Source organism: Streptomyces sp. NPDC043854 (assembly GCF_056436005.1).
Genome location: NZ_JBWKDK010000032.1, coordinates 25916 through 40048, shown reverse-complemented (window position 1 = coordinate 40048; position 14133 = coordinate 25916). Strand labels below are relative to the sequence as shown.

12 protein-coding genes are annotated in these 14133 nt (G+C 71.0%); 8 read left to right on the top strand and 4 right to left on the bottom strand.

Annotated elements, in window-relative coordinates; translation table 11 throughout:
• Positions 1-111 precede the first annotated feature (111 nt).
• The 3 genes from gltX to AC068A_RS25735 all read right to left on the bottom strand — a co-directional run bounded on the left by gltX (position 112) and on the right by AC068A_RS25735 (position 2756).
• Positions 112-1596, bottom strand: coding sequence for a glutamate--tRNA ligase (gltX, locus tag AC068A_RS25745; RefSeq protein ID WP_478588621.1), 1485 nt, complete (start codon positions 1594-1596; stop codon positions 112-114).
• On the bottom strand, positions 1589-2407 hold the full coding sequence (locus AC068A_RS25740; RefSeq protein WP_478588619.1) for a fumarylacetoacetate hydrolase family protein: 819 nt from the start codon (positions 2405-2407) through the stop codon (positions 1589-1591). Before AC068A_RS25740 ends, gltX begins: the two co-directional genes overlap by 8 nt.
• A 160-nt stretch (positions 2408-2567) precedes the next feature.
• Positions 2568-2756, bottom strand: a complete 189-nt coding sequence (locus tag AC068A_RS25735) for a hypothetical protein (RefSeq protein WP_478588617.1) — start codon at positions 2754-2756, stop codon at positions 2568-2570.
• 567 nt (positions 2757-3323) lie between these two features.
• Between AC068A_RS25735 and AC068A_RS25730 the strand changes: the two genes are divergently transcribed.
• The 8 genes from AC068A_RS25730 to AC068A_RS25695 all read left to right on the top strand — a co-directional run bounded on the left by AC068A_RS25730 (position 3324) and on the right by AC068A_RS25695 (position 13685).
• On the top strand, positions 3324-7034 hold the full coding sequence (locus AC068A_RS25730) for a nitrate- and nitrite sensing domain-containing protein (RefSeq protein ID WP_478588615.1): 3711 nt from the start codon (positions 3324-3326) through the stop codon (positions 7032-7034).
• A gap of 9 nt (positions 7035-7043) precedes the next feature.
• A complete protein-coding gene (locus tag AC068A_RS25725; RefSeq protein ID WP_162793327.1) occupies positions 7044-7457 on the top strand; it encodes a roadblock/LC7 domain-containing protein in 414 nt (137 codons plus the stop codon).
• Between the two features lie 152 nt (positions 7458-7609).
• Entirely contained in the window at positions 7610-8005 is a 396-nt protein-coding gene (locus tag AC068A_RS25720; protein WP_478588613.1) for a DUF742 domain-containing protein, read from the top strand.
• Positions 7986-8579: a GTP-binding protein gene (locus AC068A_RS25715; protein WP_478588611.1), complete on the top strand. Its 594-nt coding sequence runs from the start codon at positions 7986-7988 to the stop codon at positions 8577-8579. Before AC068A_RS25720 ends, AC068A_RS25715 begins: the two co-directional genes overlap by 20 nt.
• A gap of 292 nt (positions 8580-8871) precedes the next feature.
• A complete protein-coding gene (locus AC068A_RS25710; protein WP_478588610.1) occupies positions 8872-12051 on the top strand; it encodes a nitrate- and nitrite sensing domain-containing protein in 3180 nt (1059 codons plus the stop codon).
• 10 nt (positions 12052-12061) lie between these two features.
• On the top strand, positions 12062-12475 hold the full coding sequence (locus tag AC068A_RS25705) for a roadblock/LC7 domain-containing protein (protein WP_114058494.1): 414 nt from the start codon (positions 12062-12064) through the stop codon (positions 12473-12475).
• A gap of 93 nt (positions 12476-12568) precedes the next feature.
• Positions 12569-13123, top strand: a complete 555-nt coding sequence (locus AC068A_RS25700; protein WP_478588608.1) for a DUF742 domain-containing protein — start codon at positions 12569-12571, stop codon at positions 13121-13123.
• Entirely contained in the window at positions 13104-13685 is a 582-nt protein-coding gene (locus tag AC068A_RS25695) for a GTP-binding protein (RefSeq protein WP_037792108.1), read from the top strand. Before AC068A_RS25700 ends, AC068A_RS25695 begins: the two co-directional genes overlap by 20 nt.
• A gap of 222 nt (positions 13686-13907) precedes the next feature.
• On the opposite strand, the gene AC068A_RS25690 is transcribed toward AC068A_RS25695, so the two are convergent.
• Positions 13908-14111 carry an acyl-CoA carboxylase subunit epsilon gene (locus AC068A_RS25690; protein ID WP_478588606.1) on the bottom strand — a complete coding sequence of 68 codons (204 nt, stop codon included), beginning with the start codon at positions 14109-14111 and terminating at the stop codon, positions 13908-13910.
• Between the last annotated feature and the right edge of the window lie 22 nt (positions 14112-14133).

The following is a 14133-nucleotide window of genomic DNA, read 5'->3' as shown; positions in this document are numbered from 1 at the left end:
GCCCCGTCGCGCGGCGGCACGACGGAGAAAGTCCGTCACGGCAGAACGCCGCAGGGGGCGGCCTCCGGACGGACCGGCGGCCGCCCCCTGCGGGACGGTGGTGCGGGCTGCCTACGCGGCCGCGCCCAGCTTGGCCAGGGCGGCGTCGATGCGGGCCAGCGAGCGCTCCCTGCCCAGGATCTGGAGGGACTCGAAGAGCGGCAGGCCGACCGTGCGGCCGGTGACGGCCACGCGGACCGGGGCCTGGGCCTTGCCGAGCTTGAGGCCGTGGGCCTCGCCGGCGGTCAGGACGGCCTGCTTGAGGGACTCGGGGTCGCTCCAGTCGGCCGCGTCCAGGTGGCCGCGCGCGGTGGTGAGCAGGGCCGCGGGCTCGCCCTTCATGGCCTTGTCCCAGGACGCCTGGTCCTCGACCGGCTCCTTGCGGAAGAGGAAGTCGACGTTGTCGGTGATGTCCGACAGGACGGTCACGCGGGTCTGGGCGTACGGGGCGATGGCCGCCCAGGCCTCGGCGTCGAAGTCCTCCGGCTCCCAGTTGGCGAACGGGGCCCGGAGCCACGGCGTGCAGGCGTCCGCGAAGGCCTTCTCGTCCAGCCGGCGGATGTGGTCGGCGTTGATCGCCTCGGCCTTCTTCAGGTCGAAGCGGGCCGGGTTGGCGTTGACCTCGGTGATGTCGAACTTCGCCACCATCTCCTCGATCGAGAAGACGTCCTGGTCCTTGGAGAAGGACCAGCCGAGGAGCGAGAGGTAGTTCAGCAGGCCCTCGGGGAGGAAGCCGCGCTCGCGGTACAGGTTGAGCGAGGACTCCGGGTCGCGCTTGGAGAGCTTCTTGTTGCCCTCGCCCATGACGTACGGCAGGTGGCCGAACTGCGGGACGCCCGTGGCGATGCCGAGCTCCATCAGCGCCTTGTAGAGCGCGATCTGGCGGGGGGTGGAGGACAGCAGGTCCTCGCCGCGCAGCACGTGCGTGATCTGCATCAGCGCGTCGTCGACCGGGTTGACGAGCGTGTAGAGCGGGGCGCCGTTGGCACGCAGGATGCCGAAGTCCGACACGTTCTCCGGGGTGAAGGTCAGCTCGCCGCGGACCAGGTCGGTGAAGGTGATCGGCTCCTCGGGCATCCGGAAGCGCACGATCGGGGTGCGGTGCTCGCCCTGGTACGCCTCCAGCTGCACGGCGGTCAGCTCGCGGCAGTGGCCGTCGTAGCCGGAGGGCTTGCCGGCGGCGCGGGCGGCCGCGCGCCGGGCGTCGAGCTCCTCGGTGGTGCAGTAGCAGTCGTACGCGTAGCCGCCATCGCGCAGGCGCTGGGCGACGTCCGCGTAGATGTCCATGCGCTGGGACTGGCGGTACGGGGCGTGCGGGCCGCCCACCTCCGGGCCCTCGTCCCAGGTGAAGCCCAGCCACTTCAGCGAGTCGAGGAGCTGGTCGTACGACTCCTCGGAGTCGCGGGCCGCGTCGGTGTCCTCGATGCGGAAGACGAACGTGCCACCGTGGTGGCGGGCGAACGCCCAGTTGAAGAGGGCGGTGCGGACCAGGCCCACGTGGGGGTTGCCGGTCGGCGAGGGACAGAACCGTACGCGTACGGGAGATGCGCTAGCCACGCTTGATCACCTTGTTGGTGAGAGTGCCGATGCCTTCGATGGTGACGGCGACCTCGTCGCCGACGTTGAGGGGGCCGACTCCGGCCGGGGTCCCCGTGAGGATGACGTCGCCGGGCAGCAGCGTCATGGCCTCGGTGATGTGCACGACCAGGTCCTCGACGGAGCGGATCATGTCGCGGGTGCTGCCGAGCTGGCGCTGCTCGCCGTTGACGGTGCACTGGACGGCCAGGCCCTCGGCGATCGCCGCCGGGTCCAGGCCGGTCTCGATCCAGGGGCCGAGCGGGCAGGCGCTGTCGAAGCCCTTGGCGCGGGCCCACTGCTTCTCGCGCTGCTGTACGTCGCGGGCGGTCACGTCGTTGGCGCAGGTGTAGCCGAGGATGACGTCCTTGACGCGCTCCCGCGGGACCTCGCGGCACATCCGGCCGATCACCACGGCGAGCTCCGCCTCGTGGTGGAGGTCCTGGGTGAAGGACGGGTACGTGATCGGGTCGCCCGGGCCGACCACCGAGGTGGAGGGCTTGAAGAAGGTGATGGGGGCCTCGGGGCGCCCCTGGTCGTCGAAGACGGAGTTGCCGAGCTCCGCCGCGTGCTCCGCGTAGTTGCGGCCGACGGCCACGACCTTGTTCGGGAGCACGGGCGGCAGGAGCCGGACCTTGCTCAGCGGGACCTTCGTGCCGGAGAGCTCGAAGTCCGCGAACGGGATGCCCTTGATGATGTCGAGGACGAGCTCGCCCTCGGCGCCGGGGGCGGTGCCGCCCTCGACCGCGCCGAACGCGACATTGCCGTCGATCGAGAACCTGGCGATGCGCACGCCTTGCGCCTGCCCCTCTTGTGTTTCCGCTGGCTGGAGTCTGCGGACTCCAGGCTAACGCGGAGGGCGGCGGGGCCCCGCGTTCATTCGCCGGCGCCCCGCGGCGGCGCGCCCGGCTCGGCTGCCGCCGCCGCCCGTTCCTCCGCTGTGCTGCGGCGCCCTACTCGGCGGCGGGAGCGGCGGCCGGGGCGTGCATCAGCACGGTGCGGCGCGGGTTCGCGGTCTGGGTGGGCAGCTCGACGGCGTGCTCCGGAGCCTGGACCTGCTGCAGTTCCTCGGCGTCCTTCAGGTGCGCGAGGGTGGTGCGGCGCGGGTTGGCTATGTTGCGGAACATCATCGTCGTCTTCATCGGAGTCTCGGGCCCTCGGCTCGGTTGTCGGGTGGGGTTGTCGGTTCCGTCAACCCTGTAAAGGGCAAGGCTAAACATCCGATTCCCGGGCTGAACCGGGAAGTATGGGGCTCGGTCATGTGAGTTTGCTCACCAGGGACCCGGCAATTCGGACATAACAGGCGGTCAATTCAGAGCGGCGAAACGGACATTGCGCCACTGAATCAGCCATTCCGCTCCTGATCATCTCGACTGGGACACCTTGGCGGCCCTAGCGTTTGAATCGTGTAAGTCCGATTCGCCCCGAAAGACGCCACACACGGTGTAGCCGCTCCCTCACGTTCCGTTGACGGCCGACAGGGCCGACATGCGCACCTTGTTGGAGATCCGCCACTGTGCTGGAATGCGCGAGACCGCCGCGCGAGAGAGCCGGCGCGCAGGTGGCGCGAGACCGCGCCGAGCGGCGGTGAACGAGAGGGAGACGCGCCGGTCACCGACGACCACCATGGGGCCGCGACAGCGCCCCACGACTCGACACCGTCCCACCGGTCGCCCGGCGGGACGCCTGGTCCAGAGGTTGCGACGCTAGTGCAGGGACGATTCAAGAGGGACGGCAAGGGGTCTCCCCAGGCCCTTCAGGGCAGAGGGGACGCTGCTGCGGAGCAGGACCCGCGCGGCGGGACCGACCGCGGCTCATCGCCCCAGCACGCCCAGGGCCGCGGGCCGGCCCTCGAAGGCACGGGCCCCGGCCCCTCCGGAGCGAAGAGCAAGGCCTCCCGCATCAAGCCCAGGGGCAAGACCAAGGGCAAGGCCGCGGTCGAGGAGCCGGTCGACAAGGACACCGCGATACCGAAGGCCCCTGCCGGGCCCGGATCGCGTCTGCACATGCAGAACTGGCGAATCAGCACGCGCCTGGTGTCGCTGCTGACCCTGCCGGTCGTCGCCGCCACCTCGCTCGGCGGCTTCCGTATCAACGACTCGCTCAACGACATCGCGCAGCTCGAGCACATGCAGCTGCTGACGACGATGACGCGTCAGGCAACCAGCCTGGCCGCCGCGCTCCAGGAGGAGCGCGACAAGTCGGCCGGTCCGCTGTCGATCGACAAGTCGGGCAAGCCCGACAGCCTCGTCCAGACCGTCCGGGCGAACACCGACGCCGCCGCCAAGTCCTTCGCCGCCGCGACCGACAAGGTCGACGCCACCGAGGACAAGGACGAGACGCTCAAGTCGATCCGCAACAACATCCTGCAGATCGGCCGTCAGCTCACCGAGATCGAGGCGATCCGCAAGAAGGCGTACCAGAACGGCGCCCAGCAGACCGTCACCGAGTACAACTCGCTGATCGTCTCCCTGCTCTCGCTCTCCCAGGACATGGCCCAGGCCACCTCCAGCCCGGAGATGATCAAGCGTACGCGCGCCCTGGCGGCGTTCTCCTCCGCCAAGGAATACGCCTCGATCCAGCGCGCGATCATCGCCGCCTCGCTGCCCGACAGCAACGAGAAGGCGGGCACGCTCACCGAGAACGACCGCCTCTACGCCCTCTCCGCGCTCCGCGGCGAGAGCCAGGCGAAGAAGACCTTCGAACTCGTCTACCAGGGCAAGACCGAGGACCTCCTCGCCTCGCTCGGCGACGGCAACCCGGAGATCGGCAAGGCGGACCACTACACCCGCCGCGTCCTGTCCACCAAGGACCAGTTCGCCAAGGAGACGCAGTACAAGTCCTGGATGGACTGGTACGACGCGGACGACACCAAGCTCCAGGCCATGAAGGTCATCGAGCTGACGCTGCTCGAGGACATGGAGCAGAAGGCCCGTGAGCTGAAGAACGAGTCGCAGCGCGACGCGATCATCAACGGTGCCCTGATCCTCCTCGTGCTCGGCGTCTCCCTCGTCGGCGCCTTCGTCATGGCCCGGTCCATGATCCGCTCGCTGCGCCGCCTCCAGGACACCGCGACCCGGGTCGCCCAGGAACGCCTGCCCGAGATCGTCAAGCAGCTGTCGGAGTCCGACCCGCAGGACGTCGACACGTCCGTGGAGTCCGTCGGCCTGCACACCCGCGACGAGATCGGCCAGGTGGCCGCGGCCTTCGACGACGTGCACCGCGAGGCCGTCCGCCTCGCCGCCGAGCAGGCCCTTCTGCGGGGCAACGTCAACGCGATGTTCACCAACCTCTCGCGCCGCAGCCAGGGCCTCATCCAGCGTCAGCTCTCGCTCATCTCCGAACTGGAGTCGCGCGAGGCCGACCCGGACCAGCTGTCCTCGCTCTTCAAGCTCGACCACCTCGCGACCCGTATGCGCCGTAACGGCGAAAACCTCCTCGTCCTCGCGGGCGAGGAGCCGGGCCGCCGGTGGACCCGCCCCGTCCCGCTCGTCGACGTGCTCCGCGCCGCCGCGTCCGAGGTGGAGCAGTACGAGCGCATCGAACTGGCCGCGGTCCCGGCGACCGAGGTCGCCGGCCGCGTCGTCAACGACCTCGTGCACCTGCTCGCCGAGCTGCTGGAGAACGCGACGTCGTTCTCCTCCCCGCAGACCAAGGTCAAGGTCACCGGTCACGCGCTGCCCGACGGCCGGGTGCTCGTCGAGATCCACGACACCGGCATCGGCCTCTCCCCCGAGGACCTCGCCGCGATCAACGAGCGGCTCGCCGCGCCGCCGACCGTGGACGTCTCCGTCTCCCGCCGCATGGGCCTGTTCGTGGTCGGCCGCCTGTCCCTGCGACACGGCATCCGCATCCAGCTGCGCCCGTCCGACTCCGGCGGTACGACGGCCCTCGTCATGCTCCCGGTGGACGTCGCCCAGGGCGGCAAGAAGCCGGGCGGCCCCGGCGGCCAGGGTGCCGCGGGTCCGCAGAGCGGTCCCGGCGGCTCCGCCGGCCAGGGCTCCGGCCCGGGCGGCGGTGCCCGCCAGCCCGTGGGCTCCGGCCCCCAGCGCAGCGGTGTGGCCGCGGCCATGGGCCAGCGTGCCGCGCTGGCCCAGCAGGGCGGCGCCGGCGGCCCTCAGGGCCTGCCGGGCCGTCCGCAGCAGGGTGCTCCGGGCGGGCGTCCGCAGGGCGGTCCCGGCATGCCGGGCATGCCCGGCGGGCAGGGTGCGCCGGGTGCTCCGGCCGGCCAGGGCCAGGGCCCGTTCGGCGGCGGTGGCCCGCAGCCGGGCCGCGGTCCCGCCGGCGGTCCCCAGGGCCGTCCGGCCGCCGCCCCCTCCGCTTCCGGCCCGGCCGGCTTCCCGCAGGGCAACGGCTTCGAGCGGCCGCAGCCGCCGCAGCCGGCCGCCCCCGCTGGGCAGGCCCCCGCCGGCCAGGGACCCGAGGCCCCGGCCCAGCGCGGCCCGCGGCCGCAGCTGCCGCCGCGCGACGGCGCCGTGCGCCCGGAGCTCCCGGGTTCCGGTGCCGGTGCTCCGCCCGCCGGGGTCCCGCAGGCCGCCAGCTGGGGCACCGCCCCGGCCCGCCACGGTGGCCAGGAGGTCCCGCGCGGCCACGACGAGCTCTCGGGTCCCGGCTCCACCTCCGAGTTCCCGCGCCCGGACTTCGGTGCCCCGCGCCCGCAGGCCGGCGGCAACAGCACGACCGGGCAGTTCGAGCGTCCCGACGTGCGCGGCCCGGTGGACCCGTCCGCCTGGGGGTCCCCCCGGACGGAGTCCGGGGGACAGTTCGCCCGCCCCGAGTTCCAGGCCCCGCGGCCCGGCGGCCCCGGCGTCGGCAGCTTCCCGCCGCCGCCGCAGGCGCCCCAGCTGCCGCAGCCCCAGCAGCCGGAGGCCCTGCCGCCGGCCGGGCGCCAGGGCGGCGAGCGCAGCCCGATCTTCGACACCCTGGAGTCGAACTGGTACCCGCAGGACGGCGCGCAGCCGTCCGGGCAGGCACCGTCCGGGCTCCACCAGCCGCAGGCCGCCCCGCCGGCCCCGGCGCCCGCTCCGCGTCAGCGTCCGGAGCAGTCGCCGCCCCGACGCGGCCAGGAGCCTTCGGCCGAGTCCGCCCAGACGACGACCGGCAGCATGCCGACCGTCAGCTGGCGGTCCTCGCCGAACGACGAACTGATGCGCCAGGCCGAGCGCGTGCGCCAACCGGCCGCTGGCGGCATCACCACTTCGGGGCTGCCCCGCCGAGTTCCGCGGGCGAACCTCGTGGCCGGCACCGCGCAGCAGCAGACCGACACTCAGGCCGGTCCCCAGGTCTCGCGTGCACCGGACGACGTCCGGGGCCGTCTGACCAACCTCCGACGCGGTATCCAGCAGGGCCGCCAGGCCGGAAACAACGGCCCGGCGACCGGCAGTTACCCCATCGACCCCACTTACCAGCAGGAGCGTTAGTTGAGTTCGATGAGCCAGGCGGCACAGAACCTGAACTGGTTGATCACCAACTTCGTGGACAACACCCCCGGGGTGTCCCACACGGTGGTGGTCTCCGCCGACGGCCTCCTTCTGGCGATGTCCGATGGTTTCCCGCGTGACCGCGCCGATCAGCTGGCGGCCGTGGCCTCCGGACTGACCTCGCTGACCGCCGGAGCCTCCCGCATCTTCGAGGGCGGCGCCGTCAACCAGACCGTGGTCGAGATGGACCGGGGATTCCTCTTCCTCATGTCCGTCTCCGACGGGTCCTCGCTCGCGGTGCTCGCGCACCCCGAGTGCGACATCGGTCTCGTCGGCTACGAGATGGCCCTCCTCGTGGATCGCGCGGGCACGGTCCTCACCCCGGACCTGCGCGCCGAACTGCAGGGAAGCCTGCTCATCTGACTCACCATCCCCCGGCCGGACGGTACTTCCGGCCGGGGGACCGGGGCCCCCGCCCCGGTGCCCAGTACCACCATCAGGCCGTCATACAGTCCCCCCCACCGGCCGCCCCGTCAGACGGCACGCTGACCACTGCTGTCCAGCCCGGAGGATCAATGACCCCGCCCCCCGCCTATTCCGACGCGTACGACGATTCGTCGTACGCGGAAGGCGACCAGCCGCTCGTGCGCCCGTACGCCATGACCGGCGGACGGACCCGGCCGCGCTACCAGCTCGCCATCGAGGCACTGGTCAGCACCACGGCCGATCCGATGCACCTGTCCGGCCTGCTGCCCGAGCACCAGCGCATCTGCACGCTGTGCCGCGAGGTCAAGTCGGTCGCGGAAGTCTCCGCACTGCTGTCCATGCCGCTCGGTGTGGCCCGGATCCTCGTCGCCGACCTGGCAGAGGCCGGCATGGTGGCAATCCACCAGCCGGGCAACGGAGAGGCCGGCGGTACGCCGGACGTGACACTGCTCGAAAGGGTGCTCAGTGGACTTCGCAAGCTCTAACGGCAGTTCCCTCGCCGGGGCGCCGCGCTCCACCACCTCCGCGAAGATCGTGGTGGCGGGCGGCTTCGGCGTGGGCAAGACCACGTTCGTCGGCGCGGTCTCCGAGATCAACCCGCTGCGCACCGAAGCCGTCATGACCAGCGCCTCCGCCGGCATCGACGACCTCACCCACACCGGGGACAAGACGACGACCACCGTCGCCATGGACTTCGGCCGCATCACCCTGGACCAAGACCTCATCCTGTACCTGTTCGGCACCCCCGGACAGGACCGGTTCTGGTTCATGTGGGACGACCTCGTCCGCGGCGCCATCGGCGCCGTCGTCCTCGTCGACACCCGCCGACTCGCCGACTGCTTCCCCGCCGTCGACTATTTCGAGAACAGCGGCCTGCCCTTCGTCATCGCCCTCAACGGCTTCGACGGGCACCAGCCCTACACCCCCGAAGAAGTCCGGGAAGCCCTCCAGATCGGCCCCGACGCCCCCATCATCACCACCGACGCCCGCCACCGGGCCGACGCCAAGAGCGCGCTCATCACCCTCGTCGAGCACGCCCTCATGGCACGGCTGAAGTAACCGGGCCTGCCGTGCGACCGGGAGGGCGGGCTGTGTCGTGCGACACGGCCCGCTCTTCCCGTTCATAACGTTTCGACAGAGAATTGACCCCCGCACCTGCACACGGCGCGTTCGCGCGGTACCGCTGCGCGTACATGCGGCCCCGTTTTTGCCGCCACTCGCTCTTTATGTCTGTTTTACGTGTGTCGCAGGTCTCCGGGACCGGCCGATTCCGACTGTTTGGAACACGGCCCTTGACCATGCTGGAATTCAACTAACCAGCTAGTAGCACCGCCGAGAGGTTGTTGGTCGAGTGAGGCGAAGCAACTCGAGCCCCGCGGATGAACCCGCGCGCGGCAACTTCACCCCGCCGCAGCGCGCGGCCGCGTCGCCCCTCGACGCGCCCGTGGAACCGGCGCCGAAGAGCGGCAGCTCCAGCAGGTTCTCGCCCCGCAACTGGCGTGTGGCGACCCGTCTGAACGCCATCCTGCTCCTCCCGGTCCTCGTCGGCCTGGTCATGGGCGGCTTCCAGGTGAAGGGGTCGCTCGACACCTGGAACGAGGCCAAGGACGCCGAGAAGACCGCCCGCATCGTCCAGGCGGCGGCGGAATACGGCCAGGCGCTGCTCAACGAGCGCGACCTCACGGCCGAGCCGCTGCTGAAGGGCGACACGGGCAACGCCGCCGTCGCGAAGGCCTACGAGGCCACCGACGCGGCGAAGGCGAAGTTCGCGCAGGCCGTCAAGGACCTGCCGAAGAACCAGGGTCTGGAGCGGCGCCTGGAGCTCTTCCGCCAGGAGGAGCCCAAGCTGGCCGCGGTCCGCCAGACGGCCTTCAAGGCTCCCGAGACGGCGAAGAAGAACCTGCCCTCCCAGTTGGGCCCCGTCCCGACCGAGGACGGGTACCTCCTCGTCCAGCACTACCTCATGCAGTTCTCCAACGAACTGGGCCTGGGCACCGGCAACGTGACCAGCTACGGCCGCATGGTCTACGCGATCGAGCTGGCCAAGGCCGCCGAGTCGCTCCAGCGCGCCATCGGCACGCACCTGCTGGTCCGGCCGAACGAGAACGAAGAGGTCCGCAAGGCCCAGCTGGTCGCCTTCTCCTCGTACGCCTACCTCGAGGAGATCGCGGTCGGCGAGTACATCGCCGCGGGCACCGACGAAGACGTCAACCGCTTCAAAGACGTCATGCAGAAGAAGTCCCAGGACGGGGCCGCCAAGCTCGCCGCCGCGAAGGCACAGGCCGAGCAGACCGGCGCCCCGTTCAAGGCGCCGCCCACGGTCAACGGCTCGGCGCTCACGGGCATGACCGAGGCGATAGCCAGCGGCGAGAAGCCCGCCACCCTGGCGAAGAACGGCACCACGCCGGCCGCCTGGCAGGCCGGTGCCACCGCCAAGTTCGAGGGCTACGCCGAGATCGAGAAGGACCTCCTCGACAAGGCCGTCAAGGACGCCGTCGCGGTCTCCGACGACGCCCGCAACGTCGCCATCTGGACCGGCGCCGCCGTGGTCGTGGCCCTGCTCGCCGCGTTCATCCTGGCCGGCATGGTGGCCCGCCAGATGAGCCGCTCGATGCGCCGCCTGCGCGGTGCCGCCTTCGACGTCGCCGAGCAGCGCCTGCCGATGCTCGTCGACCAGCTCTCGCGCACCGACCCGGGCAAGGTCGACACCCGTGTCGCGCCGATCCCGATCGACTCCCAGGACGAGATCGGCGAGGTCGCCCGCGCCTTCGACCAGGTCCACCGGGAGGCCGTCCGGCTCGCCGCCGAGCAGGCGCTCCTGCGGGGGAACGTCAACGCGATCTTCACGAACCTCTCCATGCGCAACCAGTCGCTGATCGAGGGCCAGCTGACCCTGATCACCGAACTGGAGAACAACGAGGCCGACCCGGACCAGCTGGAGAACCTCTTCCGCCTGGACCACCTCGCCACCCGTATGCGCCGCAACGGCGAGAACCTCCTCATCCTCGCGGGCGAGGAGCCGGGCCGCCGCTGGGACCAGCCGGTGCCCCTCGTCGACGTGCTGCGCGCCGCCTCCTCCGAGGTGGAGCAGTACGAGCGCATCGAGCTCTCGAACATCTCCGAGGCCGAGATCCACGGCCAGGCCGTGACCGACCTCGTGCACCTGCTCGCCGAGCTGCTGGAGAACGCCACCACGTTCTCCTCCCCGCAGACCAAGGTCCGCGTCAGCGCCACGCGTCTGCCGGACGGCCGCGTCATGGTCGAGATCCACGACAAGGGCATCGGCCTGACCGCCGAGGACTTCGCGGACATCAACCACAAGCTGGCCAACCCGCCGACCGTGGACGCCGCGATCTCGCAGCGCATGGGCCTCTTCGTGGTCGGCCGCCTGGCGGACCGGCACAGCATCCGTGTCCAGCTGCGCCCCTCGGGCGAGGCGGCCGGTACGACGTCGCTCATCATGCTCCCCGACGCGATCACCCACGGTGGCGGTGGCGAGGGCATCCCGGACGACGAGTTCACCGTCTCCTCGATGATCCCGCAGCAGCAGGTTCAGCAGGCCGCGCCGCTGCGCACGGCGGCCGAACTCGGCTTCGACGACTCCCGCTACGACGGCCAGGGCGCCGAGGGCGGCCTGGACGCGGTCGGCCGCTCCCTCGGCCAGCAGGAGCGCCGTGCGGCGCTGGAGGCGCAGCTGAGCCAGCCTCAGGCGCCTGCCGGCGAGTACGCCGCGCAGCAGGAGTATGCGGAACCGCAGCCGGAGCACGGCTACCAGCAGTACCCGGAGTACGAGCAGCAGCCCCCGCAGGGCTACGACGCCTCGTACGACGAGCAGCAGGCCCACGCGGACCAGCAGGGCTACGAGGCCTACCCGCAGCAGGACTTCACCTATGCGGAAGCGGCCTACCAGCAGCCCCAGCAGGACGTGCAGGGCTACGACAACGGCTACGCTGCCCAGTCGGGGCATGCCGAGTGGCCCGGGCAGAACACGTACTCCGATGGCTACCAGCAGGAGTACGGGACTGAATCGGAATCCCAGGCCGCTCCCGAACCCGCCGCGGACCGCGTAGGCTTCGATCGTCCGGGCGCCGCTGCCGACACCGGTCACGCAATGACCGGAGCGGGCCTGCCGCGCCGCGGCAGCCAGCAGCAGTGGCAGCCGGCGCAGCAGGAAGCGGAGTCCACCGGATCCCTCTTCGAGCAGCGGTCGCCGCGCCAGCAGCAGCCCGCGGCACCGGAGCGGGGCGAGGAGGCCGGGGGCTGGCGCTCGAAGAACGACGAGCGCTGGCAGCAGGCCGGAAAGCTCCGTGAGCCGAAGGCGGGCGGGGTCACCGCGTCCGGTCTGCCTCGGCGGGTGCCCAAGGCCAACCTGGTCGAAGGTTCTGCGGAGACGACTCCGCAGGGCGGCCCCCAGGTCTCCCGGGCTCCGGAGGACGTGCGCGGCAGGTTGAGCAACCTGCGGCGCGGCGTCCAGCAGGGCCGGAGCGCGGGTACTGAGCAGTCAAGTAACAGCTATGACCAGGAGCGTTAGTGTGAGCCCGATGAGCCAGGCGGCACAGAACCTTAACTGGTTGATCACCAACTTCGTGGACAACACCCCCGGGGTGTCCCACACGGTGGTGGTCTCCGCCGACGGCCTCCTTCTGGCGATGTCCGATGGTTTCCCGCGTGACCGCGCCGATCAGCTGGCGGCCGTGGCCTCCGGACTGACCTCGCTGACCGCCGGAGCCTCCCGCATCTTCGAGGGCGGCGCCGTCAACCAGACCGTGGTCGAGATGGACCGGGGATTCCTCTTCCTCATGTCCATCTCCGACGGGTCCTCGCTCGCGGTGCTCGCGCACCCCGAGTGCGACATCGGTCTCGTCGGCTACGAGATGGCCCTCCTCGTGGATCGCGCGGGCACGGTCCTCACCCCGGACCTGCGCGCCGAACTGCAGGGAAGCCTTCTCAACTAGCAAACGGGCAGTGCGTTTCGCGCCATCGCACCGTAGGGTGCGGTGGCGCGGTTCCACAGGGAGTACTGCGTTCTTGGAGTCGGAGGAGGAGACGTGACAACACCCGGAGGACATCCTTATGGCGGCGCTCAGCAGCCGCAGGGTGGGCACGACCAGAACCGCTTCAACTTCCCCTCCGCGCCAAGCCGGCCCATGCCTGAGCAGGTTCCCTACCAGCAACAGCCGTACGGCCAGCCCCATCAGCAGGTGCCCCAGCGGCCCGCGCAGCAGTCCCCCCGGGGCAGACAGCCGCAGGCCCCCAAGGCCCACAACCCGCTGGTGCGCCCGTACGCGATGACCGGCGGCCGTACGCGGCCGCGCTACCAGCTCGCCATCGAGGCGCTGGTCAGTACCACGGCAGACCCCGCGCGGCTGCAAGGGCAGTTGCCCGAGCACCAGCGCATCTGCCGCCTGTGCCTGGAGATCAAATCCGTCGCGGAAATCTCGGCACTTCTCTCCATTCCTCTTGGTGTCGCCCGTATCCTCGTCGCCGACCTGGCGGAGGCGGGCCTTGTCGCCATTCACCAGTCCGGCGGCGACGAATCCGCCGGTGGCCAGCCAGATGTGACACTGCTCGAAAGGGTGCTCAGTGGACTTCGCAAGCTCTAACGGCGGAGCGGCTCGCTCCACCACCTCCGCGAAGATCGTGGTGGCGGGCGGCTTCGGCGTGGGCAAGACCACGTTCGTCGGCGCGGTCTCCGAGATCAACCCGCTGCGCACCGAAGCCGTCATGACCAGCGCCTCCGCCGGCATCGACGACCTCACCCACACCGGGGACAAGACGACGACCACCGTCGCCATGGACTTCGGCCGCATCACCCTGGACCAGGACCTCATCCTGTACCTGTTCGGCACCCCCGGACAGGACCGGTTCTGGTTCATGTGGGACGACCTCGTCCGCGGCGCCATCGGCGCCGTCGTCCTCGTCGACACCCGCCGACTCGCCGACTGCTTCCCCGCCGTCGACTACTTCGAGAACAGCGGCCTGCCCTTCGTCATCGCCCTCAACGGCTTCGACGGGCACCAGCCCTACACCCCCGAAGAAGTCCGGGAAGCCCTCCAGATCGGCCCCGACGCCCCCATCATCACCACCGACGCCCGCCACCGGGCCGACGCCAAGAGCGCGCTCATCACCCTCGTCGAGCACGCCCTCATGGCACGGCTGCGGTAGCACTGCGCAGCGCGTACGCGAAGGCCCCGTGTCCCCGTGGACACGGGGCCTTCCCCGTTGTCGGACACGGGGGCCTTCCCCGTCCCCCGTACGCGGCCTCCTGAGGTCCCCGTAGCCCTGTCGGCGTCGCGCGGTCCCGGGCATGCGTCAGGCCCCGCACCCTGGGGGTCCCACCGGACGGAGTCCGGGGGAGGGTGCGGGGCCTGACGGAGGAGCTGTGGGTCAGCCCTGCCAGCTGTGCGGGGCGCGGAAGCCCCGGGCGCGCTCGAGGCGGCGCCAGCCGGCCTGGGTGCCGATGCGGTGCGCCGGGCGGGCCTCCGGCTTGGCGGCGGCGCGGGCGAGCAGGATCGCGGTGATCGCGGCCAGCTCCTCCGGCGCGGCGTTGCCCTTCTCGACGCGCAGCAGGGTGTCGGCAGTCTTGCTCATGGGTGGCAGGTCTCCTTCGCTC

Coding starts and splice junctions, on each gene's coding strand:
- AC068A_RS25735 (WP_478588617.1), bottom strand. CDS start 2,756: ATGAAGACGACGATGATGTTCCGCAACATAGCCAACCCGCGCCGCACC.
- AC068A_RS25725 (WP_162793327.1), top strand. CDS start 7,044: ATGAGCCAGGCGGCACAGAACCTGAACTGGTTGATCACCAACTTCGTG.
- AC068A_RS25720 (WP_478588613.1), top strand. CDS start 7,610: ATGACCCCGCCCCCCGCCTATTCCGACGCGTACGACGATTCGTCGTAC.
- AC068A_RS25705 (WP_114058494.1), top strand. CDS start 12,062: ATGAGCCAGGCGGCACAGAACCTTAACTGGTTGATCACCAACTTCGTG.
- AC068A_RS25690 (WP_478588606.1), bottom strand. CDS start 14,111: ATGAGCAAGACTGCCGACACCCTGCTGCGCGTCGAGAAGGGCAACGCC.